The sequence below is a fragment of the Mesocryomonas fontinalis genome (assembly GCF_055730125.2).
The window spans coordinates 163,164-184,557 of the sequence record NZ_JBUZWG020000006.1; the positions used below are offsets into that span (position 1 = coordinate 163,164).

Genomic DNA, 21,394 nt, shown 5'->3' on the forward strand with positions numbered 1-21,394 from the left:
GACAGCGCCTGACCCGCCTCCTTGCCGCCACCATGCTGGCCGGCCTCACCCTTGGCACCTCGATCGCCGAGGCCGCCGGCGTCCTCACCATCGGCCGGCGCGAGGATTCCACCACCTTCGACCCGATCCTGTCGGCGCAGAACGTCGACAACTGGGTCTATTCCAACGTCTTCGACGTGCTGGTGCGCGTCGACAAGACCGGCACCAAGCTGGAGCCGGGCCTTGCCGAAAGCTGGACCGTCTCGGACGACGGCCTGACCTACACGTTCAAGCTGCGCGACGCGAAGTTCTCCGACGGTTCGCCGGTGACCGCCGAGGACGCCGCCTTCTCGCTGCTGCGCATCCGCGACAACGAGGGCTCGCTCTGGTCGTCTTCCTACGCCATCGTCGACACCGCGGTCGCGACCGATCCGAAGACGCTGACGGTCAAGCTGAAGACGCCGTCGGTGCCCTTCCTCGCCTCGCTGGCGCTGCCCAACGTCTCGGTCCTCCCGAAAGCCGTGGTCGAGGCCGACCCCGAGAAGTTCGCCTCGGCGCCGATCGGCTCGGGCGCCTTCTCGGTCAAGGAATGGATCCGCGGTGACCGGGTGATCCTCGAGAAGAACCCGAACTACTGGGAGGCCGAGAAAGTGAGCCTCGACGGCGTCGAGTGGATCTCGGTGCCCGACGACAACACCCGCATGCTCAACGTCCAGGCGGGCGAGCTGGATGCCGCGATCTTCGTGCCGTTCTCGCGCGTCTCGACGCTGAAGGAGGACGCAAACCTCAAGGTGACGCTCGATCCCTCGACCCGCGAGGACGCGCTCCTGATCAACCACGAGCACGGCAAGCTCGGCGACAAGGCGGTGCGCCAGGCGCTGGACATGGCGATCGACAAGAAGGCGATCGTCGAGGCCGTGACGTTCGGCATCGGCGAGGTCGCCAATTCCTACATCCCGAAGGGCGCGCTCTACTACAACGCCGCCAACATCCAGCGTCCGTACGATCCGGAAAAGGCGAAGGAGATGCTGGCAGCCGCCGGCGCCTCGGACCTCTCGCTCGACTACAACGTCAAGGCCGGCGACGAGGTCGACGAGCAGATCGCCGTGCTGCTGCAGCAGCAGCTGCAGAAGGCGGGCGTCACCGTGGTGATCAACAAGGTCGATCCGTCGACGCAGTGGGACATGTTCACCGCCGGCGATTTCGACGTCGCGGTCGGCTACTGGACGAACGACGTTCTCGACCCCGACCAGAAGACCACCTTCGTCCTCGGCCACGACACCAACCTCAACTACATGACCCGCTACAAGAACGATGCGGTGAAGGCCCTGGTCGCCGAGGCCCGCACCGAGGCGGATGCGACCAAGCGCGAGGCGATGTACGTGAAGCTGCAGGAGACGGCGAAGGAGGACGTCAACTGGGTCGACCTCTACTACTCGCCCTACATCAACGTGACCCGCACCAACATCGAGGGTTTCTACCAGAACCCGCTCGGCCGCTTCTGGCTGGAGGACGTCGTCAAGAAGTAGGCGGTCGGTCGCAACCGAGGCGAAGAGCAGGCGCCGGGCGGTCTTCGGATCGGCCGGCGCATCAAGGGGCTGCGAACGCCTCGAGCAGCCGGTTGCTGCGCCCTGCCGCAGATATTACCGGTAGTCCGGCCCCGGCGACAGGGACGGTCAGCCGGCCCGGTCGAGCAGCGGGCTGGGCGGCTCGCGGTCGAGATAGTCCTTGACGTAGAAGGTCTGTCCCAGCCGGAGCGCGACGGCGGCGAGCGGTGTCGCGAGCGCGAGGCCGAGGATGCCGAAGAGCGTGCCGAACAGCAGCTGGACCGATATCGTCAGCGCCGGGGGCAGCGAGACCGCGCTCTCCTGGACGCGCGGGGTGACGAGATAGCTCTCGATCGTCTGGACGACGACGTAGAGCCCGACGATCCAGAGCGCGGTCGTCAACCCGTCGGAAAGTCCGAGCAGCACGGCCGGCACCGCCGCGAGGACCGGGCCGATGTTCGGGATGAAGGTCATCAGCGCGGCGAGGACCGCGAGGATCGGCGCCAGCGGCACGCCGAGCAGCCAGAGCCCGATTCCCGTCAGCACGCCGACGACGGCCATCGAGACGAACTGCGCCTTCAGCCAGCCGCGCAGCGCAATGCCGGCTTCCACCAGCATGGACCGCCCTTTCGGCCGGGCGGAAGGGGCGAGGAGCAGCGTGAACCCGGTCATGTACGTGCCGGGACTAGCGGCGCCGTAGAGGCCGATGAAGGCGATGATGACGGCGTTGCCAAAAGCCCCGAAGGTCGAGGACAGCGCCGACTTGGCGCCGGTGCTCGACGGCGCGATGGTGCTCGGATCGAGCTTCTGCAGCGTATCGTTGATCCAGGCATGGTCGTCGATGTAGCTGCGCGCCGTTCGCAGCGCTTCCGGCAGCCGGTCGAACAGCTGCTGCACCTGGTCGGCGAGGGCAGCGCCCGCAAAGCCGAGGAACACCAGCCCGAGCACCGTCAGCCCGACGCAGAAGACCGCGAGCCCATACCCGCGTGCCATGCCGGTCTTGTCGGCGATCCAGTTGCCGCCGCCCCGCAGGAAAACCGCCATCAGGATGCCCGCGAAGACGACGAGGAGCACGTCCGGCGTCATCCACAGAAGGAGGACGAAGGCAGCCGAGAGGACGAGGATGGAAACGGTCGAGCGGGGCATGCCGGTCCTTGGCGTCAGTCCCGGGCCATCGCGGGTCCCGCCGGGAGGGCGGAGGAAACCAGAGGTCGCAGGGAATATCGGGGTGCACGAAGCTGAACGAGAAAAGGGCGGGAACCGTCATGGTTCCCGCCCTTCCGCTTCGATCCTTCCGGATTTAGAGCTTGCGGTGCGCCGCGTCGCTGAGGGTATCGGCGCCGCTCTTGATCGACGACTTGGCGTCGCCCACGGCTTGCTGGGCCTCGCCCTTCACTTCCTGCGCCTTGCCGTCTGCCTGCAGACGCTCGTTGCCGGTGACCTTGCCGGCCGCCTGCTTGAGGTTGCCGACTGCCTCGTTGGCGAGGCCCGAAATCTTGTCGCCCGTGCTACCCATCGATTTTCTCCCGCGGACACCCGTGTCGCTGGAGAGGAAAATGCGCAGCGTACGGTTTGGTTCATTCGGCCGTGAGAGAGGCGCGCAATGCCCCGCAGACGCCCTGCAGAACTGTCCCTTCGCCTACCAGCCGCACCAGACATTGCCCTTGCTCCGCCAGGGCTGCGCGAGGTCCTCGGCGATCAGCACGCTGCCGGCATCGCGCCCGTCGGCGAGTTGGATGGTGACGCGCGCCCGGCGGCTGCGGTCGCGTCGGCCGCTGTCGATGAGGCTGTAGCCGGGTGCCATCAAGGCGATCAGCCGTGCCCGCGCCGCCTCGCCGTCCGCCTTCTCCGCGGGACAGCCGGGATTGGCGATCGAGGGCGTGTCGACGTCGAGCAGCACCCAGGCGAGACCCTTCTCGATGCCCATGTCGCCTTCCTCGATGCAGGTCGCCTTGCGGTCGCTCCGGCTGGCCTCGGTGCAGATGGCCGGCGCCCCGTCCGCCGCGGCCGCGGGGAGCGGAAGCACGGCGAGGCCGAGGACGAATATTGCGCCCAGGAGGACCGGCACGAGCGCTCCCGGCCGCCCGTCGCGCGCCTGGCGCCGGCCTTCCGTCCCGCGTCCGTCGCGGGCGGAAGGCTCCCCTGTAGGAAGCCGGCGGCAGCATGTGGGGTCGGGCAGGATCATGATCGACGTTGGACCATGCCGGCCCTGTCAAGATCAACCCTCGGGGGCCTTTTGGCCGCCGATGCGGTCGTGCGTCGCAGCGAAGTGATCCGGGCGCATCGAACCGGCAGCCTTCTCAGTGCCGGGGAGCCCGGCCGGTACGGGTTCTCCCCGCCGGCCCTTACTGCCGGCGGGCCTTGAGATCGAAGGCGATGGTGACCGGCAGCGCCAGCCACTGGCCGGTCGCGTCGTTCGCAGCGCCGAGCCGGTAGGCCATGCGGTCGAAGCTTGCGGTGCCGGTGACGTGCGCCGTGCCGTCCTGGCTCTCGGTGAAGCTGAAAGGCACCTCGATCGGCTGGCTGGTGCCCTTGATCGTCATCGTGCCCTTGCCGAGGAAGCCGCTTGCGGTCTTCTCGAAGGCACCGAGCGCGACGCTCGCCTGCGGTTGCGCCGCGGCGTCGAGGCCGTCGGGGCCGGCAAGGTTGGAGCGCACGAAGGCGTCGTCGATGGTCACCGAGGCGCTGTCGACGACGATCTTCGCCGAGGCGTCGGCAAGGTTCTCGGGGTCGAAGACGACGGCGGCATCCCAGTTGCCGATCGTGCCACCGATGGTCTTGCCGGAGAACGTCGCGGTGTAGCCGAGCGTCGAGGCCGGCTTGTCGATGGTCCAGCCGGTGCCGGATGCCGCCGGGGCGGCGACCACGGCAGCGTTCGTCGCCCCGGTCGCGGCGCTGCCGCCACCGACGGCGAGGCCGCCGCCGAGGAAGACGGCGCTGGCGGCAATCGCGATGGGAATGGCGAGGAGCGCGGCCGACTGGCGCGGCAGCCGGCCCACCGGCAGCATGCGGGAGAAGGACGGCGCGCGGTCGACGAGGGAATGCTTCAGCGCGCCGGCGACGTGGAGGACGATCAGGCCGGCGACGGAGTAGGCGAGCCAGATGTGGACGGTCTCGGCGGTCTCCTCGGTGGCCGCACTCGCCGCCACCGGAAGGTTCGGCCAGGGCAAGAGGTCGGAGAGGAAGAGCAGCGTCGGAATGCGGGTCGGCGAGGCCGAGACCAGCACCCAGCCGGACAGCGGCACCGCCAGCATCAGGGCGTAGAACAGGAAATGCACGACGCCCGCGAGCGCCGCCTCGGTGGGGCGCATGGCCCCATGCGGCGGCGGCGGGTTGAACAGCCGCCAGGCGATGCGTGCGAAGGTCAGCGTCAGCACCAGGAGGCCGACGGTCTTGTGCCACTGGAACAGCGTGAAGCGCAGCGTATCGGGAAAGATGTCGAGCCGGCTCATCGCGAACCCGATGGCGAGCTGGAACAGCATCGCCAGCGCGATCGCCCAGTGCAGCAGCATCGCCCCGGCATTGTAGCCCCGGACGGTCTCGCCCCCGGCGGCTTGGATCGCACCGCGGTTGAACGTCGTTCCCGGCATCGTCTTCTCCTGCGCTGACAGAGAAAGGGCCCGATCCTTCGATCAGGCCCTTCCTGGCGGACGCGTCTTACTTCGCGCCGAACTCGGTCTCGATCGTCAGCTTGACGTCGTCGCCGATCGGGCCGACCAGCGTGGCAACGCCGAAATCGGAGCGCTTGATGGTGCCGGTGGCCGAGAAGCCGACGACCGGCTTCTTCGACATCGGGTGCGGGTTCAGCGCGGCGTTCATCTTGACGTCGAGCGTCACCGGCTTGGTCACGCCGTGGAAGGTGAGGTCACCGGTCACCGTGCCGGTGTCGGCGCCGGTGGTCTTGATCTCGGTCGAGACGAACTTGATGTCCTTGAACTTGCCGGCGTCGAGGAACATGTCGCTCTCGATCTCGGCGGCGAAGTCCTTGTCGTCCTTCGGGTAGTTCACGTCGACCGAGGCCGGGTCGATCGTCGCGGTGAGCTTCGACTTGGTCGGGTCGGCCGGGTCGATCTCGAGCGTCGCCTGGATGCCGTCGAAGCGACCGATGTAGTTGGACACGCCGAAATGGCTGACCGACCAGAGCAGGTTGGTGTGGGTGGGGTCGCTGACATAGCTGCCGGCGGGAACGCCGATGGTCTGGGCCGAGGCGGCGGAGACGCCGACGAGCGCGGTCGAGGCGATGATCAGGGATTTCACGAGAGTCATGGTCGCTTACGTTCCTTAGGTTGGAAGTGAACGGACCCTAAGCGATCGTATCGCAGTGCAAAATCCCGGCAGGTGCGACGCACTGTTCAGCGTCAGGCGTCCTTGGGGGAAGCCGCGGCCGGATCTTGGCTTTGTCGAGGAAGGATATTTTCCGAGGGCGCCGCGGGTTCGCGCTGGCCGCACCAGGGTTCTGGCGGTGTTCTGGCAAGGGTGCGCCGGGCTGTCCGCCCGGCGCACCGGGACAGTCAGTTCGGCTGGCGGGCGGTCGCCTCGCACACTTCCACATGCTTCAGCAGCGCGTCCATGCTGAGGATGGCACTGATCGAGCGGACGTCGCGGCCCTTCAGCTGCGGGGCGTTCTGCACGTTCTGCAGGCGCTTCAGGAGATCGGCACGTGTCATGGCATTTCCTTTCCGTTGATGGGGTTTGACGGACGTTTCAATGCGCGGCGGCAAGCCGGACCGGGCTGATGGGCAGTTCGATGTCCACCTCGAGCGTCGAGACGGCATTGCCGCTGTCCATCTTCACCTTCACCTTGTCGCGATCGATTTCGACATGCTTGGCGATGACCGCGAGAATCTCCTCCCGCAGCAGCGCCACCAGATCGGACTGGCCGATCGTCGAACGCTCGTGCGCGAGGAGAATTTGCAGGCGCTCCCGCGCCGCCGGGGCGGTGGAGCGTTTATTGAGGAAGCTGAACAGGCTCATGCCGCCCTCCTTCCGAACAGCCGTCCGAGGAAGCCCTTCCGGTCGCCCGGAACGGTCATCGCGATGTCGGCGCCGTTGAGGCGGCGGGCGGCGTCCATGTAGGCCCGCGCCGGCGCGCTGGTGGCGTCGCTGATCGTCACCGGCGTGCCGGTGTTCGAGGCACGCAGCACTTCCGGGCTCTCCGGAATGATGCCGAGCAGCGGGATCGACAGGATCTCCAGCACGTCCTCGACCTTCAGCATGTCGCCGCGCTCGGCGCGGGCGACGTCGTAGCGGGTGAGGAGGAGATGCTTCTCCATCCGCTCGCCGCGCTCGGCCTTCAGCGTCTTGGCGTCGAGGATGCCGATGATGCGGTCGGAGTCGCGCACCGAGGACACTTCCGGATTGGTCACGACGACGGCGACGTCGGCATGGCGCATGGCGAGCGTCGCGCCGCGCTCGATGCCGGCCGGGCTGTCGCAGATCACCCAGTCGAATTTCTCGCGCAGCTCGGCCATCACGCGGTCGACGCCCTCGACGGTGAGGTTGTCCTTGTCGCGGGTCTGCGAGGCCGGAAGGAGATGCAGCGTGTCGATCCGCTTGTCGCGGATCAGCGCCTGGGCAAGCTTGGCATCGCCCTGGACGACGTTGATGAGGTCGTAGACCACGCGCCGCTCGGCGCCCATCACGAGGTCGAGGTTGCGCAGGCCGACGTCGAAGTCGACCACGCAGACGCTCTGTCCGCCCTGGGCCAGGGCCGCGCCAAGGGCTGCCGTCGACGTCGTCTTGCCGACGCCGCCCTTGCCCGATGTCACCACCATCACTCGTGCCATCTCAGGCCTCCTTCTATTTCAATTCGTCAAATTCAGGCGAGGACGGCGGTCTTCAGCTCGTCGCCGTCCAGCCAGGCCTGAATGGATTGGCCGACAAGGCCAGGTTCGATGTCTTCGGCGGTCTTGTAGAGGCCGTCGATCGCGATCAGTTCGGCCTGCAGCTTGCGGCAGAATATGCGCGCGCCGGCCTGGCCCGCCGAGCCCGCCAGCGCCCGGCCGCGCAGCGCGCCGTAGACGTGGATCGAGCCGCCGGCGATGACTTCCGCGCCCGAGGCGACGGAGCCGAGAATGGTGACGTCGCCCTCGGGAAAGATGATCGACTGGCCCGAACGCACGGGCACGTCGACGAGAAGCGACGCCTGTGCCGGCAGGATGGGCGAAGGTTGTGGCGCGGTTGCGGCGGACGGCGCCGTCGTCGCCGCGGGGACTGATGCGTCGTCGACGGCCTCGATGTCTTCGGCGGCGCGGCCGCCGCGCATTTCCGGCGGCATGCCGGGCGACAGCTGCGAGGGAATGGCGCCTTCGATGCCCATGATCCGGACGTTGCGCTCGCCGAGCGCCGCGATGAGGCCGGTCAGCGCCTCGCGGTCGATGCCGAGGCCGCCGATGTCCAGCACGATCGGCCTGCCCAGGAAGAAGCCGGTCGAACGCTTGGCGAGGTCGTCGAGGCTCGCCAGCCAGTCCTTCAGCGGAAGCTCCGGCGAAAGGACGAGGGCGAGGAAGGATCTGCCGCGGAGGCGGACCGGTTTGATCATGGTTAACGCTTCGGTCATCTTGGTTAAGGCTTGGTTGCGGTACGATCTAAGCCCGTCATCGTTAACAAGGCGTTAAGTTCTCCAGCCTGTGCCGAGCTTACGGTCCACCCGTCGCCAAACCTAAGCAATTGACGACGCTGGTATTTTAATTTGGGCAAGGATGGCGTCGAGGGCGCCCTCCGGCGCTTCAGGCCTTGAATTGCAGGGGGCAGGGGCGACATCCCGCATAAGGGCCCTCCGGCCCGGACAGCCAGCATAAGGGCCTCCCGGCCCGGCCAGCCAGCAAGAGGGCCCTCCGGCCCGGATATCCAGCATGAGGGCCTTCCGGCCCGGACATCCAGCAAGAGGGCCTTTCGGCCCGGAAGGATCCCGATGTCGGTTCGAAACCTCGATGCCCTGTTTCGTCCCCGCGCCATCGCGCTGCTTGGGGCCAGCACCGTCGAACGCTCGATCGGCGCGGTGCTCGCCCGCAACCTCATGGAAAGCGGCTTCGACGGCCCGATCCTGCCGGTCGATCCGCAGCGCCGGGTGATTCGCTCGGTGCTGACCTATCCCGGCGTCGCCGATCTGCCGGTGACGCCGGACCTTGCCGTCATCGCGACGCCGCCGGAGACGCTGCCCGGCCTCATCGACGATCTCGGCCGGCGCGGCTGCCGCGCGGCGATCGTCGTCACCGTCGGCTTCGGCGAGGATGGCGGGGCCGAGGGCATCGCCTTGCGCCAGGCGATGCTCGATGCCGCAAAGCCGCATCTCCTGCGCATCGTCGGGCCGAACGGGCTCGGCGTCATCTCGACGCAGAGCGGCATCAATGCGAGCTATGCCCACCGCGCGCCGGCGCCGGGCAACATCGCCTTCCTCACCCAGTCCGGCCTGATCGCGACCTCCGTGCTCGACTGGGCGGCGGAACGCGGCATCGGCTTCTCCCACATCGTCTCTCTGGGGGCGATGAGCGACGTCGACTTCGGCGACATGCTCGACGTCCTGGAGTCCGACCCGCACACCCGGATCATCCTTCTCTACGTCGAGGCGATCACCGAGGCGCGCAAGTTCATCTCGGCGGCGCGGATCGCGTCGCGCACCAAGCCGGTGGTGGTGGTCAAGGCCGGGCGCACGGCCGAGGGCGCGCTGGCGGCGATGGCGCACAGCGGCGTCGTGGCGGGCGCGGATGCGGTCTACGACGCCGCCTTCCGGCGCGCCGGCATGCTGCGGGTCGACACGCTCGGCGAGCTGTTCCAGGCGGTGGCGACGCTGTCCTCGGGCCTGCGGGTGCGCGGCGACCGGCTGGCAGTGCTGACCAATGGCGGCGGCATCGGCGTGATGGCGGCCGATGCCGTTGCCCGCACCGGGGGGCGCCTCGCCGAACTGCCGGCGGCAACGCTCGAGGCGCTCGCAGCCTTGCTGCCGGGAGCGGCTGAGATCGCCCATCCCGTCGACATCCGGGGCGATGCGGACGGCACCCGCTATGCCGCGGCCGCGGCGATGATGCTGGATTCCGGGGCGGCTGACGCGGTGCTCGTGCTCAACTGCCCGACGGCGCTCGCCGACAGCCTGGCGGCGGCGAAGGCGGTGGCCGAGGTCGCCGGCAAGCGGCGCAAGCCCGTGCTCACCTGCTGGCTCGGCGGCGAATCGGCCGGGGCCGCGCGGCGCATCTTCGATGCCGCCAAGGTCGCGACCTACACCACCCCCGAGCGCGCCGTGCAGGCCTTCGTGCAGCTCGACGACTACCGCCGCAACCAGGATCTCCTGATGCAGACGCCGGGCGGCACGGCCGAGGCGCTGCGGTTCGACCGGTCGCAGGCGGAGGCGCTGATCGCCGAGGCGCGCGCGGCCGGCCGCAACGTGCTGCACGGCCCGGCCGCCCTGGCGCTGCTCTCCGCCTACGGCATTCCGACGGTCGAGACCGCCGTCGCCGCCGACGTGGACGCGGCCTGTGCGGCTGCAGAGGCGATCGGCTTTCCGGTGGTGCTGAAGATCCGGTCCGACGACATTCACCTGAAGTCCGACGTCGGCGGGGTTCACCTCTCCATCGGCTCGGCCGCGGTGCTGCGCGAGGCGGCGGCCGACATGCTGGCCGCGGTGCGGGCGAAGGCACCGGGTGCCGCGGTCGACGGGTTCCTTGTCCAGCCGATGATCCGCCGCGGCGAGACCCGCGAGCTCAGCCTCGGCGTCTCGGAGGACAAGGTGTTCGGGCCGGTGATCCTGTTCGGCGAGGGCGGCACGGCAGCCGACGTCATCGGCGACCGGGTGGTCGGCCTGCCGCCGCTGAACGATGTCCTCGCCGGCGAGATGATCGCCCGGACCCGCGTCTCGAAGCTGTTCGACGGCCACCGCGGCGGGACCCCGGTCGATCGCGAGGCGGTGGCGCTGGCGCTGGTGCAGCTGTCGCACCTCGCCTCGGACCTGGCCGACGTGATGTCGCTCGAGATCAATCCGCTGATCGCCGGCGCCAAGGGCGTGCTGGCGCTCGACGCCCGGATCGTCCTGCGGCCGGCGGGCACGCGGCCGCCGCCGCCGGCCATCCGTCCCTATCCGCGCGAGCTCGCGCATCCCGTCCGGACGAGCCGGGGTGCTGTCTATGCCGTGAGGCCGATCCGGCCGGAGGACGAGGCGGCGATCGTGCGGATGCTGCAGGCGTCCTCGCAGGACGACGTCCGGCTGCGCTTCTTCGCCCCCCGCAGCGATTTCAGCCACGCCTTCGCTGCCCGGCTGACCCAGGTCGACTACGACCGCGAAATGGCCTTCGTGGCGCTGGCGGACGGATCGGACGAGATCAGCGGCGTCGTCCGGCTGATCGCCGATCCCGATGGCGAGGCTGGCGAGTTCGCGGTCATGGTCCGCTCCGATCTGAAGGGCGTCGGCCTCGGCTCGCTGCTGATGGCGGAAATCCTTGCCTATGCCGGCAAGCGCGGGATCGTCCGGGTGCATGGCGAGGTGCTGCGCGAGAACACCCAGATGCTGAAGATGGTGAAGCGGATCGGCTTCGGCTCGAGGACCAAGCCGGACGACGCCTCCGTGGTGCTGGTGGAGATCGCCGTGCCGTCCTGAGGCCGCCAGAATGATTCACGTGAAACACGAAAACGCAGAAGGCCGCCGGAGTGCCCGGCGGCCTTCTGGTGGATCGGACTGCTTCAAACGACGGGCACCTATTTTGATGGGGTGAGGCCACCCCATCAAGAAGGATGCTGCTAGCCGCCGAACAGGTCGCGGAACAGCGAGCGGTCGGAGGCGCGGCCGCCGTCGCCGTTGCCGACCGGACCCTCGAGGATCGCGCCGGGCTCCGGCCGGTCGCGGCGGACGATGCGCGAGGGACCGCGGGCGGGGGCGATCTCGTCCGGCGCCCGCATGGCGCCGCCGCCGTCGTAATAGCCGTCCTCCGGCGGCAGCTCGCCGCTGCCGTAGATGTCCTGTTCCGGCGGCAGCGGGTCGACGCCGTAGACGTCGTCGTCCGGCAGCGCCTCGCGGCGGCGCGGCGCCGGCTCGCGCGCGACGGTGCGCGGTGCGATCTCGGTCGGCTGCGTCGTCATCGGCGGCAACTCGGCCTGCGGCGCCTCGGCGTCCGCCGGGTCCCGCGGCGGCAAGGCGGCGTTCGGGTCGGTGCCGGCCGGTGGCAGCTCGCTGTCGTAGAAGCCACCCGTCGGCTCGTCCGGATTGGTCGAGGCGGTCAGCGGTGCCTCGTGCTCGCCGCCGATCTGGTAGTCGCCCGGCAGCGGCATCGCCGGCAGCCCCTGGTGCGCCGCGACCATGAACGTGTGCCAGGCCTCGGCCGGCAGCCCGCCGCCGGTGACCTTCTTCATCAGCGCGCCGTTGTCGTTGCCGATCCAGACGCCGGTGGTGAGGTTGGCGGTGTAGCCGAGGAACCAGGCGTCCTTGAAGTCCTGCGTCGTGCCGCTCTTGCCGGCCGCCTGCCAGCCGGGGATCGCGGCCTTGCGGCCGGTGCCAGAGGTCACGACGCCTTCCAGCATGGCGTTCATCATCGCCACGATGTCGTTGGTGACGATGATCGGCGGCACGGCTGCCTCGCGCTCGTAGAGCACCTTGCCGGCCGAATCGGTGACACGGTTGACGAGATGCGGCGTCGCCTCGTAGCCGCCATTGGCGAACGGCGCATAGGCGCCGGTGAGTTCGACCAGCGAGACCTCGGACGTGCCGAGCGCGATCGACGCATTGTCGACCAGCGGCGTCTTCACCCCCATGCGGGCGGCGGTCTCGATCACCGCCTTGGCCCCGACATTGGCGGTCAGCTGCGCGGCGATGGTGTTCAGCGAATGCGCGAGCGCATAGGCGACCGTCACCGGGCCGCGGAACTTGCGGTCGTAGTTGGACGGCGTCCAGTTGCCGATCTTGGTCGGAGCATCGTCGACCATGGACTCCGGCCGCCAGCCGTATTCCAGCGCGGTCTGGTAGACGAAGGGCTTGAAGGCCGAGCCCGGCTGGCGCTTGGCATCGACCGCGCGGTTGAACTGGCTGTCGGCATAGTCGCGCCCGCCGACCAGCGCGCGGATCGCGCCGGTGCCGTCGACGGCGACGAGCGCGCCCTGGCTGGCGTTGGCCTTCGCTCCGTCGAGCGTCGTGCGGATCGCCTTCTCGGCGTCTTTCTCGAGCCCGAGGTCGATCGTCGTCTCGACGACGACGTCGCCCTTCACGTCGCCGACCAGCGTCTTCAGGTCGCGCATGACGATGTCGGCCGCGTAGTTCTCGGCGCCGTTCCAGTAGCTCTTCGAGCCCGTCGACTTCTCTTCCAAAGCCGCGTCGAGCTGCGCCTTGTCGATCATCTTCTCGTCGAGCATGGCCTGCAGCACGACGGCGGCACGTGCCTTGGCGGCGGCGGGATCCTTGACCGGCGACAGCCGCGAGGGCGCCTTGAGGAGGCCGGCCAGCAGCGCCGCCTCGCCGAGGTCGACGTCCTTCGCCGACTTGTTGAAGTAGCGCCGGGCCGCGGCCTCGACGCCGGTGGCGCCCGAGCCGAAATACACCCGGTTGAGGTACATCTCGATGATCTGGTCCTTGGTGAACTTCTGTTCCAGCCAGATCGAAAGGATCGCCTCCTGCACCTTGCGCTGCAGGGTCTGCTCGGGATTGAGGAAGATGTTCTTCGCCAGCTGCTGGGTCAGCGTCGAGCCACCTTGCACGGTGGCGCCCGCCGCCATGTTCTCGGCGAAGGCCCGGACGATGCCGACGGGGTCGACGCCCCAGTGCGAATAGAAGCGCCGGTCCTCGATCGCCATCACCGCCTGCGGGATGAAGCTGCTCATCTCGTCGAGCGAGACCGCCTCGCCGCCGGTCAGGCCGCGGTTGGCGAGGAGATCGCCGGAGACCGAGACGATCTTGACGTTCGGCGGCCGGTCCGGGATCGCCCAGGCCTCCTGCGGCAGCTTGATGGCGAAATAGACGATGACCGCGAGGACCGCGAGCGCGCCCCAGAGCCCGGTGAAGAAGGCAAGGCGGAACACGTGGCCGAAGAAGCTGCGCCGACGCCGCGGCGGACGACCGCCCCGGCCATCGCCGCTCGAACCGCTGCCGTTTCCGCCATTGCCACCACCGCCACCACCGAAGAAACGCCGGCGCTGCGCATTGCCGTCGTCCTCGAGCGCCAGCTCGGCTTTCGCCTGGCGGCGCGGGGCCTTGCGGGACGGCTCGCTGTCGCTGCGGACGGCACGGTCGTCGGCCGATAGCCGGAAATCGTCTTCCTTCCGGTCCGCGCCGAAGCTCGGTTCGATGCGTTCGCCTTTGCGCCGTGGGGCCATGAATACCTTTGCCTTGCCGCTCCACGGGAACGCGCTGCTGTCGGGGGTCGCCACGGCGACCGACCGGCGGGATACCAAACCGCTGACGATGGCCGCGGGGCGTTGCCGCGATCGGGGTCGATTGGACACTAAATGCGGCTATTTAACGGGGCGTTACGCATGGTCGCGGCGTCGGATCATCCGGCTTTAGCGCATTTGGCGCCCAGCGCCAAAGGCTTTGCGGCGCCATCTTCAGCTTTCGGGCACCGCGGTACTGCGACGGCCGGTGCCGACAGCAAAAAGGGCCGGCACGCGTGTGCCAGCCCCTTCTCATCAAGCAATCGAACGTCTTCTCAGCGGCCGGCGAAGGCGATGAGGTCGGCTGTCAGGCGATCCTTCTCGGTGAAGTAGAGCCCATGCGGCGCGCCTTCATAGACCTTGAGTTCGGCCGAGGGGACGAGCGCCGGCACACGCTCGGCCGAGGCGGCGAAGGGGACGGTCTGGTCGGCGTCGCCGTGGATGACGAGGGTCGGTACCTTGAAATGCGCCATGTCCGCGCGGAAGTCGGTCCGCGCGAAGGCGTTGACGCAGTCGAGCGTCGCCTTCGGCGAGGCCAGGAGGGCGAGCGACACGAACTGATCGAGGATCTCGGCCGAGACCTGGAAGTTCAGCATGCCCGCATTGTAGAAGCTCTTGGCGAAGCCCGCGAGGAAATGCGGCCGGTCGGCGCGCAGGCCGTCGAGGATCTCCTCGAAGACGCTGGCATCGACACCTTCCGGATTGTCGGAGGTCTTGAGGAGGTACGGCGTCACGGCCGAGACCAGCACCGTCTTGGCGACGCGCTTGCCGCCATGCCGCGACATGTAGCGGGCGACTTCGCCGCCCCCCATCGAGAAGCCGACGAGCACGGCCTTGTCGAGGTCGAGCTGGTCGAGCACCGCGGCAAGATCGTCCGACAGCGTGTCGTAGTCGTAGCCGTCATAGGGCTGCGACGACTTGCCGAAGCCGCGACGGTCATAGGCGACAACCCGGAAACCGGCCTCGACGAGCGGCGCCGCCTGATACTCCCACATCGCCGAGGTCACCGGCCAGCCATGGATCAGGACGATCGGCGTGCCCGTTCCCCAGTCGGTGTAGTAGAGCTCGGTCTGGTCGGCGGTCTTGATGAAGGGCATGCGGGACTCCTTGCAAAGGCAAGCGCTGAACAAACGGCTGGCGCTCGGCCGGAGTGAACCCAATCGCCTGCTGCCGGGAGTGTTCCGTCCTCGCAGCCTTGTGAGCGGGCAACACACGGGGGCGAAATGCAAAATGGCCGATCCTTGCGGACCGGCCATCGCGTCATGTCGGAAGCGTTCGGAAACGCGGTTTTCTCAAATCGAAAACCCGGGGTTTTCTCAGAAGACGTCGAGCGTGAAGCGCTTGGAGATGCCGAGGCCGAAAGTGTACTGGTCGCTGTCGCCAACGCGGACGATCGGCGAATCCTTGGCGTCGCCGATCATGCTGGTCCAGGACGCGTCGGCGTTGAGGAACCAGTCAGGACGGAACTCGTAGCGGGCCGCGGCGGCAATGCCGGCCGACTTGAAGCCGCCATCGGGATCGTAGGCGCCGAGACGGCCGCCCGAGTTGAAGGACTCGGTGTTCGAGACGCCGAAATAGGTGTCCATGTAGTCTTCCGAGGCGAAGGAGACGACCGGGCCGGCCTTCAGCTCGAGTTCCGGGGTCGGCCGGGCGATGAGGTTCGCGCCGACTTCGCCCATGAAGCCTTCCGCGCCGCCGAAGGCGTAGCGCACGGCACCGTAGACTTCCGCATACTGCCACTCGTAGCCGAGCTTGATGCCGGCGGCGTAGGTGGCGTCGACGTCGCGCAGGCCGCGCAGCTCGTCATAGTCGCGCGCCTCGCGCTCGCCGATGTAGTCGAAGGACGGTCCGATCGACAGGCCGCCGCCCTGCGGCGAGGTGCTGCCGAGCTCCAGAACGCCGGGGATGTTGAGGTAGCCGAGGTTGATGATCGGGAAAGGCGAGACCTCGTAGTCCTTCGAGCCTTCGTATTCCGGCTGGATCCGGCCGCCGACGCCGAGCTCGATGATGAGGTCGGTGTTGGTGGTGACCAGCGGGGCTTCGGCCGGCGCATCGTAGGACGTCATGTCGGCGGCAAGGGCAGGGGCCGCGGCGACGAGGGCGAGAAGCGAGGCGGCGAGAAGGGTACGGGACATCTGAGAACTCCGGAAAGCGGCTCGATGGCTGAGCCGGTGCATGGATGAAGCTCTCGTCTGAAACCGCCGGGCCGGCAATCACCAAAGCAACACACCGGCGCCGGGACCGACCCAGCGCCAATGTTTGGCCAGGCAACGTTGCAGGAAGGCCACGATTCGCAACACGTTGCCGCGATTTCGTCACATTTCTATTCCGCTGGGGAAGGCGCCGGATGGCGGCTTCAGGCCTCGGTCGCGCCGAGTGCCGCGAGCACCCGCGCCCAGGAGCGCTGGCCCTTGTGGAAGGAGGTCAGCTCGTACTTCTCGTTCGGCGAATGGATGCGATCGTCGCCGAGCGCGAAGCCGATCAGCAGCGAATCCATGCCGAGGCGGCGCTTGAACTCGCCGACGACCGGGATCGAGCCGCCCATGCCGATCATCACCGCCGGCTTCGGCCATTCGTCGGACAGCGCCTGGCGCGCCGTGGTCAGCACGGCCGAATCGAAGGGCAGCTGGATCGCCGGCGAGGCGCCGTGCTCGTGGAAGGTGACCGAGCAGTCCGCCGGCAGGCGCTCGGTGACGAAGGCGCGGAAGGCGTCGCGGATCGCCGCCGGGTCCTGCTCGAAGACGAGGCGGAACGAGATCTTGGCCGAGGCCTCCGAGGCGATCACGGTCTTGAAACCCTTGCCGGCATAGCCGCCGGTGATGCCGTTGACCTCGGCGGTCGGCCGCGACCAGGTCTGCTCGAGCACCGAGCGGCCCTTCTCGCCGGCGGGTACCGACAGGTCGACCGAGCCGAGGAAGGCGGCCTCGTCGAAGCCGAGCGCATCCCACACCGCCTTGACGCTCGCCGGCAGTTCCTGGACGCCGTCGTAGAAGCCGGGGAGTGTCACCCGGCCCTCGTCGTCGTGCAGGTCGGCGATGATCTCGGCGAGGATGCGGATCGGATTGGCGGCCGCCCCGCCGAAATAGCCGGAGTGCAGGTCCTTGTCGGCGGCGCGGATCACCACCTCCTCGCCGACCAGGCCGCGCAGGCCCGTCGAGATCGCCGGCGTGTCCTTGTCCCACATGTTGGTGTCGCAGATCAGCGCGATGTCGGCGGTCAGCTCGGCTTTGTGGGCGTCCATGAAGGGCAGCAGCGAGGGCGAGCCGGACTCTTCCTCGCCCTCGAGGAAGATCGTCACCCGGCACGGCAGTTCGCCGGTCTCCGCCTTGAAGGCGCGGCAGGCCTCGATGAAGGTCATCAGCTGACCCTTGTCATCGGAGGAGCCGCGGCCGGTGATGCGCTTGGCGCCGTCCGGCATGGTCACGAGCTGGGGGTCGAAGGGGTCGGTGTCCCAGAGCGCCACCGGATCGACCGGCTGCACGTCGTAATGGCCATAGAACAGGACATGCGGCGTGCCGGCGGGGCCGTCGTGGTGGGCGACCACCATCGGATGGCCGGTTGTGTCGCGCACCTCCGCCTGGAAGCCGATGGCGGAAAGGTCGCCGGCCAGCCACTCCGCCGCGCGCCGGCAGTCGCCGGCATAAGCCGGGTCGGTCGAGATCGAGGGAATGCGCAGGAGATCGCTCAACCGCTCGACCGAGCGGTCGAGGTTGAGGTCGAGGCAGGCGAGGACGCTGTCGAGGCTGGGCATGTCGGCTCCTTGCGTAGGGATGTCGGCGCGAAGGGATGGCGGCTTGCCGCCTTGCCGGGTCTAGATCAAAGTTTCGGCGACAGGACAAGGTTCGCGCTGGCGGGGCGGAGGGCATCGTCATGTGATGACGGGACGCGGCCGGAAGATCTGGCCACGGGCCAGTGGATCCGCCCTATCCAATAGTCATTCCGGACTTGATCCCAGCGAAACTAGAGGGTTTCGCAGGAATCCATGCCCGAGCCATTTCAGGACTGAGACGGGCGGCAACAAATTCAGCGACTCTGATGTGTTCGGCGCTGAGGAATGGATCCCGGATTAAGTCCGGGATGACGAAAAAAGGAAAAGAAAAAGGAAAGAAAAGCGCCCTCACAGCACAAAGCCGCCGCGGCACGAGGGGGACTGCCGCGACGGCTTCGTTGCATCAGCCGGCGGTCCACGAGGGGGGATCGGACCGATCGGCTCTATCCGGCACGAAAGCGGGGGACGACGCTCTGGCCGAAGACGGCGCTCAGCGCGCCGGTGCTGGAGATGTGCGCCTTGGCGGTGTCGTGATCAAGAAGTGTCGCCGCCAAATCCGTCACTTGCGTGTGAGAAAACCTAAACATTCGGAAAGGATCGCCAAGTCTCCAGCAAGAATTCGCAACAAAACCGAGCGATGCCGCGGGCTTGGCGGTTCGGTGGTCGCGGCTGTCCGTCCGCTGCCGCACCGGGGGCAGAGCAGGCCGGCGACGGGGCGGCTCGGATGGACTCTTTTCGCCCGCCGCGATAGGCAGCGGGGATGAAAAAAGGCGATCATCTCTTCCTGGTCGATGGGTCGGCCTACATCTTCCGCGCCTACCATGCGCTGCCGCCGCTGACGCGAAAATCCGACGGCACGCCGGTCGGCGCCGTCGCCGGTTTCTGCAACATGCTTTGGAAGCTGGTGGAAGAGTCGCGGGACACCTCGGTCGGCGTCGTGCCGACGCATTTCGCGGTGATCTTCGACCATTCCTCGACGACGTTCCGCAACGAGCTCTACGACCAGTACAAGGCCAACCGCTCGGCCCCGCCGGAGGATCTGGTGCCGCAGTTCGGCCTGATCCGCGAGGCGGTGCGGGCCTTCGACCTTCCCTGCATCGAGAAGCAGGGCTTCGAGGCCGACGACCTTATCGCGACCTATACGCGGCTCGCCGTCGAGGCCGGCGGCGACGTGACCATCGTCTCCTCCGACAAGGACCTGATGCAGCTCGTCGGGCCGAGCGTGATCCTCTACGACCAGATGAAGGACAAGCGCCTCGGTCCGGAGGAGGTGAAGGAGAAGTTCGGCGTCTACCCCGAGAAGATGATCGACCTGCAGGCGCTGGTCGGCGACAGCTCCGACAACGTGCCGGGCGTGCCGGGCATCGGTCCGAAGACCGCCGCCGACCTCCTCGACACCTTCGGCGACCTCGAGACGCTGCTGTCGCGGGCCGGCGAGATCAAGCAGGCCAAGCGCCGCGACAACCTGATCGAATTCGCCGACCAGGCGCGGCTGTCGAAGAAGCTGGTGACGCTCGACCAGAACATGGACCTCGACGTGCCGCTGGATGACCTGTTCATCCACGAGCCCGACGGCGAGAAGCTGATCGCCTATCTGAAGGCGATGGAGTTCAACACGCTGACGCGGCGCGTTGCCGCCGTGCTCGGCGAGGACGCCAGCGCCATTCCGTCCGCCGCGATCGCCGTCGACGGCCCGGCGCGCGGGCCCGACCTCGACCCGCAGGGCGGCGCGGGCCGCACCGCGGGGTTCGTTCCGGCGGAAGGGGCGGGCCTGCTGCCGATGGCGCCGGCGCACCTTGTCGCCGCGCGCCGCGAGGCAGCGTCCGCCGAGAGCTTCGACCGCAGCGCCTATGTGACCATCCGCGATGCCGAGACGCTTCTCGCCTGGATGGAAAAGGCCCGCGAGACCGGGATCCTCGCCTTCGACGTCGAGAGCACCTCGCTCAACGCGATGACCGCCGAGCTGGTCGGCGTCTCCTTCGCGGTCCGGCCGGGCGAGGCGGCCTACCTGCCGCTGGCGCATGTCTCGGCTGATTCAGGCGACCTCCTCGCCAGCGACGAAAGCCGCGCTGGCGTCGGGGCGCAGGTGCCGCTCGGCCCGGCGCAGGAGATCCTGAAGGCGGTGCTGGAGGACGCCTCGATCCTGAAGATCGGGCAGAACTTCAAGTACGACTACCTCGTGATGCTGCGCTACGGGATCGCCATTGCCGGCTTCGACGACACGATGCTGATCTCCTACGCGCTCGACGCGTCCTCCTCGCTCGAGGGGCACGGCATGGACGAGCTGTCCGAGCGCTTCCTCGGCCACAAGCCGATCAGCTACAAGGAGCTCTGCGGCTCCGGAAAGTCGCTGAAGCCGCTCGCCAGCATCGACATCGCCCGCGTCACCGAATACGCCGCCGAGGATGCCGACGTGACGCTGCGCCTCTGGCGCGTGCTGAAGCCGCGCCTCGTCGCCGAGGGTCTGATCTCGGTCTACGAGCGGCTGGAGCGGCCGCTGGTCGCCGTGCTCGCGCGCATGGAGCAGCGCGGCATCCGCACCGACCGGCAGATCCTGTCGCGCCTCTCCGGTCGCTTCGCCCAGAAGGCGGCGGCGCTGGAGTCGGAGATCGCCGAGATGGCCGGCGAGGCGTTCAACCCCGGCTCGCCGAAGCAGCTCGGCGACATCCTCTTCGGCAAGCTGGGCCTCCCCGGCGGCAAGAAGACCAAGACCGGCCAATGGTCGACCGACGCCAAGGTCCTCGAGGACCTTGCCGCCGAGGGCCACGTCCTGCCGCGGCACATCGTCGACTGGCGCCAGCTGACCAAGCTGAAGGGCACCTACACCGACGCTTTGCCGGCTTACATGGACCGCGAGGACCGGATCCACACCTCGTTCTCGATGGCCTCGACCACCACCGGCCGGCTCTCCTCGGCCGAACCGAACATCCAAAACATCCCCGTCCGCACCGAAGAGGGCCGGGCGATCCGCACCGCCTTCGTCGCCGCCGAGGGCCACAAGCTGCTGTCGGCCGACTACAGCCAGATCGAGCTGCGTATCCTCGCCCACATGGCCGAGATCCCGCAGCTGACGCTCGCCTTCCAGGAGGGCATCGACATCCACGCGATGACCGCGTCGGAAATGTTCGGCGTGCCGGTCAAGGGCATGCCGTCGGACATCCGGCGGCGCGCCAAGGCGATCAACTTCGGCATCATCTACGGCATCTCCGCCTTCGGCCTTGCCAACCAGCTGTCGATCCCGCGTGAGGAGGCCGGCCTCTACATCCGCCGTTACTTCGAGCGCTTCCCCGGCATCCGCGACTACATGGACGCGACCAAGGACTTCGCCAAGCGCCACGGCTATGTCGAGACGCTGTTCGGCCGGCGGGCGCACTATCCCGACATCCGCCACGCCAACCCATCGGTGCGCGCCTTCAACGAGCGCGCCTCGATCAACGCGCCGATCCAGGGCACCGCCGCCGACATCATCCGCCGCGCGATGATCCGCATGGAGGACGCGCTGGCCGAAGCCAAGCTCTCGGCGCGGATGCTGTTGCAGGTGCACGACGAACTGGTGTTCGAGGTGCCCGACGACGAGATCGAGGCGACGATCCCGGTGGTCAAGGCGGTGATGGAAAACGCCGCCGTGCCGCGCGTCGCGCTCTCGGTGCCGCTGGTGGTCGACGCGCGCGCCGCCCTGAACTGGGACGAGGCGCACTGACGATGACGTTCCGATCTCCCCACCCGAGGGGGAGATGCCCGGCAGGGCAGAGGGGGG

At 68.1% G+C, this 21,394-nt stretch carries 16 protein-coding genes; 3 read left to right on the forward strand and 13 right to left on the reverse strand.

Features of this window, described 5'->3' with window-relative positions; genetic code table 11:
* Nucleotides 1-32: 32 nt before the first annotated feature.
* Entirely contained in the window at nt 33-1,508 is a 1,476-nt protein-coding gene (locus tag ACZL02_RS16010; RefSeq protein WP_472939598.1) for an ABC transporter substrate-binding protein, read from the forward strand.
* 147 nt (nt 1,509-1,655) lie between these two features.
* Here ACZL02_RS16010 and ACZL02_RS16015 read toward each other — a convergent pair whose 3' ends face one another.
* The 9 genes from ACZL02_RS16015 to minC all read right to left on the reverse strand — a co-directional run bounded on the left by ACZL02_RS16015 (nt 1,656) and on the right by minC (nt 8,085).
* Nucleotides 1,656-2,672, reverse strand: a complete 1,017-nt coding sequence (locus ACZL02_RS16015) for an AI-2E family transporter (RefSeq protein WP_472939259.1) — start codon at nt 2,670-2,672, stop codon at nt 1,656-1,658.
* A 154-nt stretch (nt 2,673-2,826) separates the two neighbouring features.
* Entirely contained in the window at nt 2,827-3,042 is a 216-nt protein-coding gene (locus ACZL02_RS16020; protein ID WP_472939260.1) for a CsbD family protein, read from the reverse strand.
* Nucleotides 3,043-3,165: 123 nt separating this feature from the next.
* On the reverse strand, nt 3,166-3,594 hold the full coding sequence (locus ACZL02_RS16025; RefSeq protein WP_472939261.1) for a hypothetical protein: 429 nt from the start codon (nt 3,592-3,594) through the stop codon (nt 3,166-3,168).
* A 277-nt stretch (nt 3,595-3,871) separates the two neighbouring features.
* Nucleotides 3,872-5,116 carry a cytochrome b/b6 domain-containing protein gene (locus ACZL02_RS16030; protein WP_472939262.1) on the reverse strand — a complete coding sequence of 415 codons (1,245 nt, stop codon included), beginning with the start codon at nt 5,114-5,116 and terminating at the stop codon, nt 3,872-3,874.
* 67 nt (nt 5,117-5,183) lie between these two features.
* Nucleotides 5,184-5,792, reverse strand: coding sequence for a YceI family protein (locus ACZL02_RS16035; protein ID WP_472939263.1), 609 nt, complete (start codon nt 5,790-5,792; stop codon nt 5,184-5,186).
* A gap of 245 nt (nt 5,793-6,037) precedes the next feature.
* Nucleotides 6,038-6,193: a hypothetical protein gene (locus ACZL02_RS16040; protein WP_472934280.1), complete on the reverse strand. Its 156-nt coding sequence runs from the start codon at nt 6,191-6,193 to the stop codon at nt 6,038-6,040.
* Between the two features lie 37 nt (nt 6,194-6,230).
* Nucleotides 6,231-6,500 (reverse strand): cell division topological specificity factor MinE, encoded by a 270-nt coding sequence (gene minE / locus ACZL02_RS16045; protein WP_472939264.1) that lies wholly within the window; start codon nt 6,498-6,500, stop codon nt 6,231-6,233.
* The gene (minD, locus tag ACZL02_RS16050; RefSeq protein ID WP_472934282.1) at nt 6,497-7,312 is read right to left on the reverse strand and encodes a septum site-determining protein MinD; all 816 of its coding nucleotides are present in this window, start codon (nt 7,310-7,312) and stop codon (nt 6,497-6,499) included. Before minD ends, minE begins: the two co-directional genes overlap by 4 nt.
* Before the next feature lie 32 nt (nt 7,313-7,344).
* Nucleotides 7,345-8,085, reverse strand: a complete 741-nt coding sequence (gene minC, locus ACZL02_RS16055) for a septum site-determining protein MinC (RefSeq protein ID WP_472939265.1) — start codon at nt 8,083-8,085, stop codon at nt 7,345-7,347.
* Nucleotides 8,086-8,439: 354 nt separating this feature from the next.
* Between minC and ACZL02_RS16060 the strand changes: the two genes are divergently transcribed.
* The gene (locus ACZL02_RS16060; protein ID WP_472939266.1) at nt 8,440-11,112 is read left to right on the forward strand and encodes a bifunctional acetate--CoA ligase family protein/GNAT family N-acetyltransferase; all 2,673 of its coding nucleotides are present in this window, start codon (nt 8,440-8,442) and stop codon (nt 11,110-11,112) included.
* Nucleotides 11,113-11,252: 140 nt separating this feature from the next.
* Here the strand turns inward: ACZL02_RS16060 and ACZL02_RS16065 are convergent, their stop codons facing one another.
* The 4 genes from ACZL02_RS16065 to ACZL02_RS16080 form a co-directional block, all read right to left on the reverse strand.
* A complete protein-coding gene (locus ACZL02_RS16065; RefSeq protein WP_472939267.1) occupies nt 11,253-13,811 on the reverse strand; it encodes a transglycosylase domain-containing protein in 2,559 nt (852 codons plus the stop codon).
* A 332-nt stretch (nt 13,812-14,143) separates the two neighbouring features.
* The gene (locus ACZL02_RS16070; protein WP_472939268.1) at nt 14,144-14,965 is read right to left on the reverse strand and encodes an alpha/beta fold hydrolase; all 822 of its coding nucleotides are present in this window, start codon (nt 14,963-14,965) and stop codon (nt 14,144-14,146) included.
* 219 nt (nt 14,966-15,184) lie between these two features.
* Nucleotides 15,185-16,003: a MipA/OmpV family protein gene (locus ACZL02_RS16075; RefSeq protein ID WP_472939269.1), complete on the reverse strand. Its 819-nt coding sequence runs from the start codon at nt 16,001-16,003 to the stop codon at nt 15,185-15,187.
* Between the two features lie 221 nt (nt 16,004-16,224).
* A complete protein-coding gene (locus ACZL02_RS16080) occupies nt 16,225-17,619 on the reverse strand; it encodes a dipeptidase (RefSeq protein ID WP_472939270.1) in 1,395 nt (464 codons plus the stop codon).
* A gap of 778 nt (nt 17,620-18,397) precedes the next feature.
* Between ACZL02_RS16080 and polA the strand changes: the two genes are divergently transcribed.
* A complete protein-coding gene (gene polA, locus ACZL02_RS16085) occupies nt 18,398-21,337 on the forward strand; it encodes a DNA polymerase I (RefSeq protein ID WP_472939271.1) in 2,940 nt (979 codons plus the stop codon).
* Nucleotides 21,338-21,394: the final 57 nt, after the last annotated feature.

Excerpts from the sequence above, each read along its gene's own strand:
- ACZL02_RS16060 (WP_472939266.1), top strand. The coding sequence starts at position 8,440 with ATGTCGGTTCGAAACCTCGATGCCCTGTTTCGTCCCCGCGCCATCGCG.
- ACZL02_RS16070 (WP_472939268.1), bottom strand. The coding sequence starts at position 14,965 with ATGCCCTTCATCAAGACCGCCGACCAGACCGAGCTCTACTACACCGAC.
- ACZL02_RS16030 (WP_472939262.1), bottom strand. The coding sequence starts at position 5,116 with ATGCCGGGAACGACGTTCAACCGCGGTGCGATCCAAGCCGCCGGGGGC.
- ACZL02_RS16075 (WP_472939269.1), bottom strand. The coding sequence starts at position 16,003 with ATGTCCCGTACCCTTCTCGCCGCCTCGCTTCTCGCCCTCGTCGCCGCG.
- ACZL02_RS16015 (WP_472939259.1), bottom strand. The coding sequence starts at position 2,672 with ATGCCCCGCTCGACCGTTTCCATCCTCGTCCTCTCGGCTGCCTTCGTC.
- ACZL02_RS16080 (WP_472939270.1), bottom strand. The coding sequence starts at position 17,619 with ATGCCCAGCCTCGACAGCGTCCTCGCCTGCCTCGACCTCAACCTCGAC.
- polA (WP_472939271.1), top strand. The coding sequence starts at position 18,398 with ATGAAAAAAGGCGATCATCTCTTCCTGGTCGATGGGTCGGCCTACATC.
- ACZL02_RS16065 (WP_472939267.1), bottom strand. The coding sequence starts at position 13,811 with ATGGCCCCACGGCGCAAAGGCGAACGCATCGAACCGAGCTTCGGCGCG.
- ACZL02_RS16010 (WP_472939598.1), top strand. The coding sequence starts at position 33 with ATGCTGGCCGGCCTCACCCTTGGCACCTCGATCGCCGAGGCCGCCGGC.
- ACZL02_RS16035 (WP_472939263.1), bottom strand. The coding sequence starts at position 5,792 with ATGACTCTCGTGAAATCCCTGATCATCGCCTCGACCGCGCTCGTCGGC.
- minE (WP_472939264.1), bottom strand. The coding sequence starts at position 6,500 with ATGAGCCTGTTCAGCTTCCTCAATAAACGCTCCACCGCCCCGGCGGCG.
- minC (WP_472939265.1), bottom strand. The coding sequence starts at position 8,085 with ATGACCGAAGCGTTAACCATGATCAAACCGGTCCGCCTCCGCGGCAGA.
- ACZL02_RS16040 (WP_472934280.1), bottom strand. The coding sequence starts at position 6,193 with ATGACACGTGCCGATCTCCTGAAGCGCCTGCAGAACGTGCAGAACGCC.
- minD (WP_472934282.1), bottom strand. The coding sequence starts at position 7,312 with ATGGCACGAGTGATGGTGGTGACATCGGGCAAGGGCGGCGTCGGCAAG.
- ACZL02_RS16020 (WP_472939260.1), bottom strand. The coding sequence starts at position 3,042 with ATGGGTAGCACGGGCGACAAGATTTCGGGCCTCGCCAACGAGGCAGTC.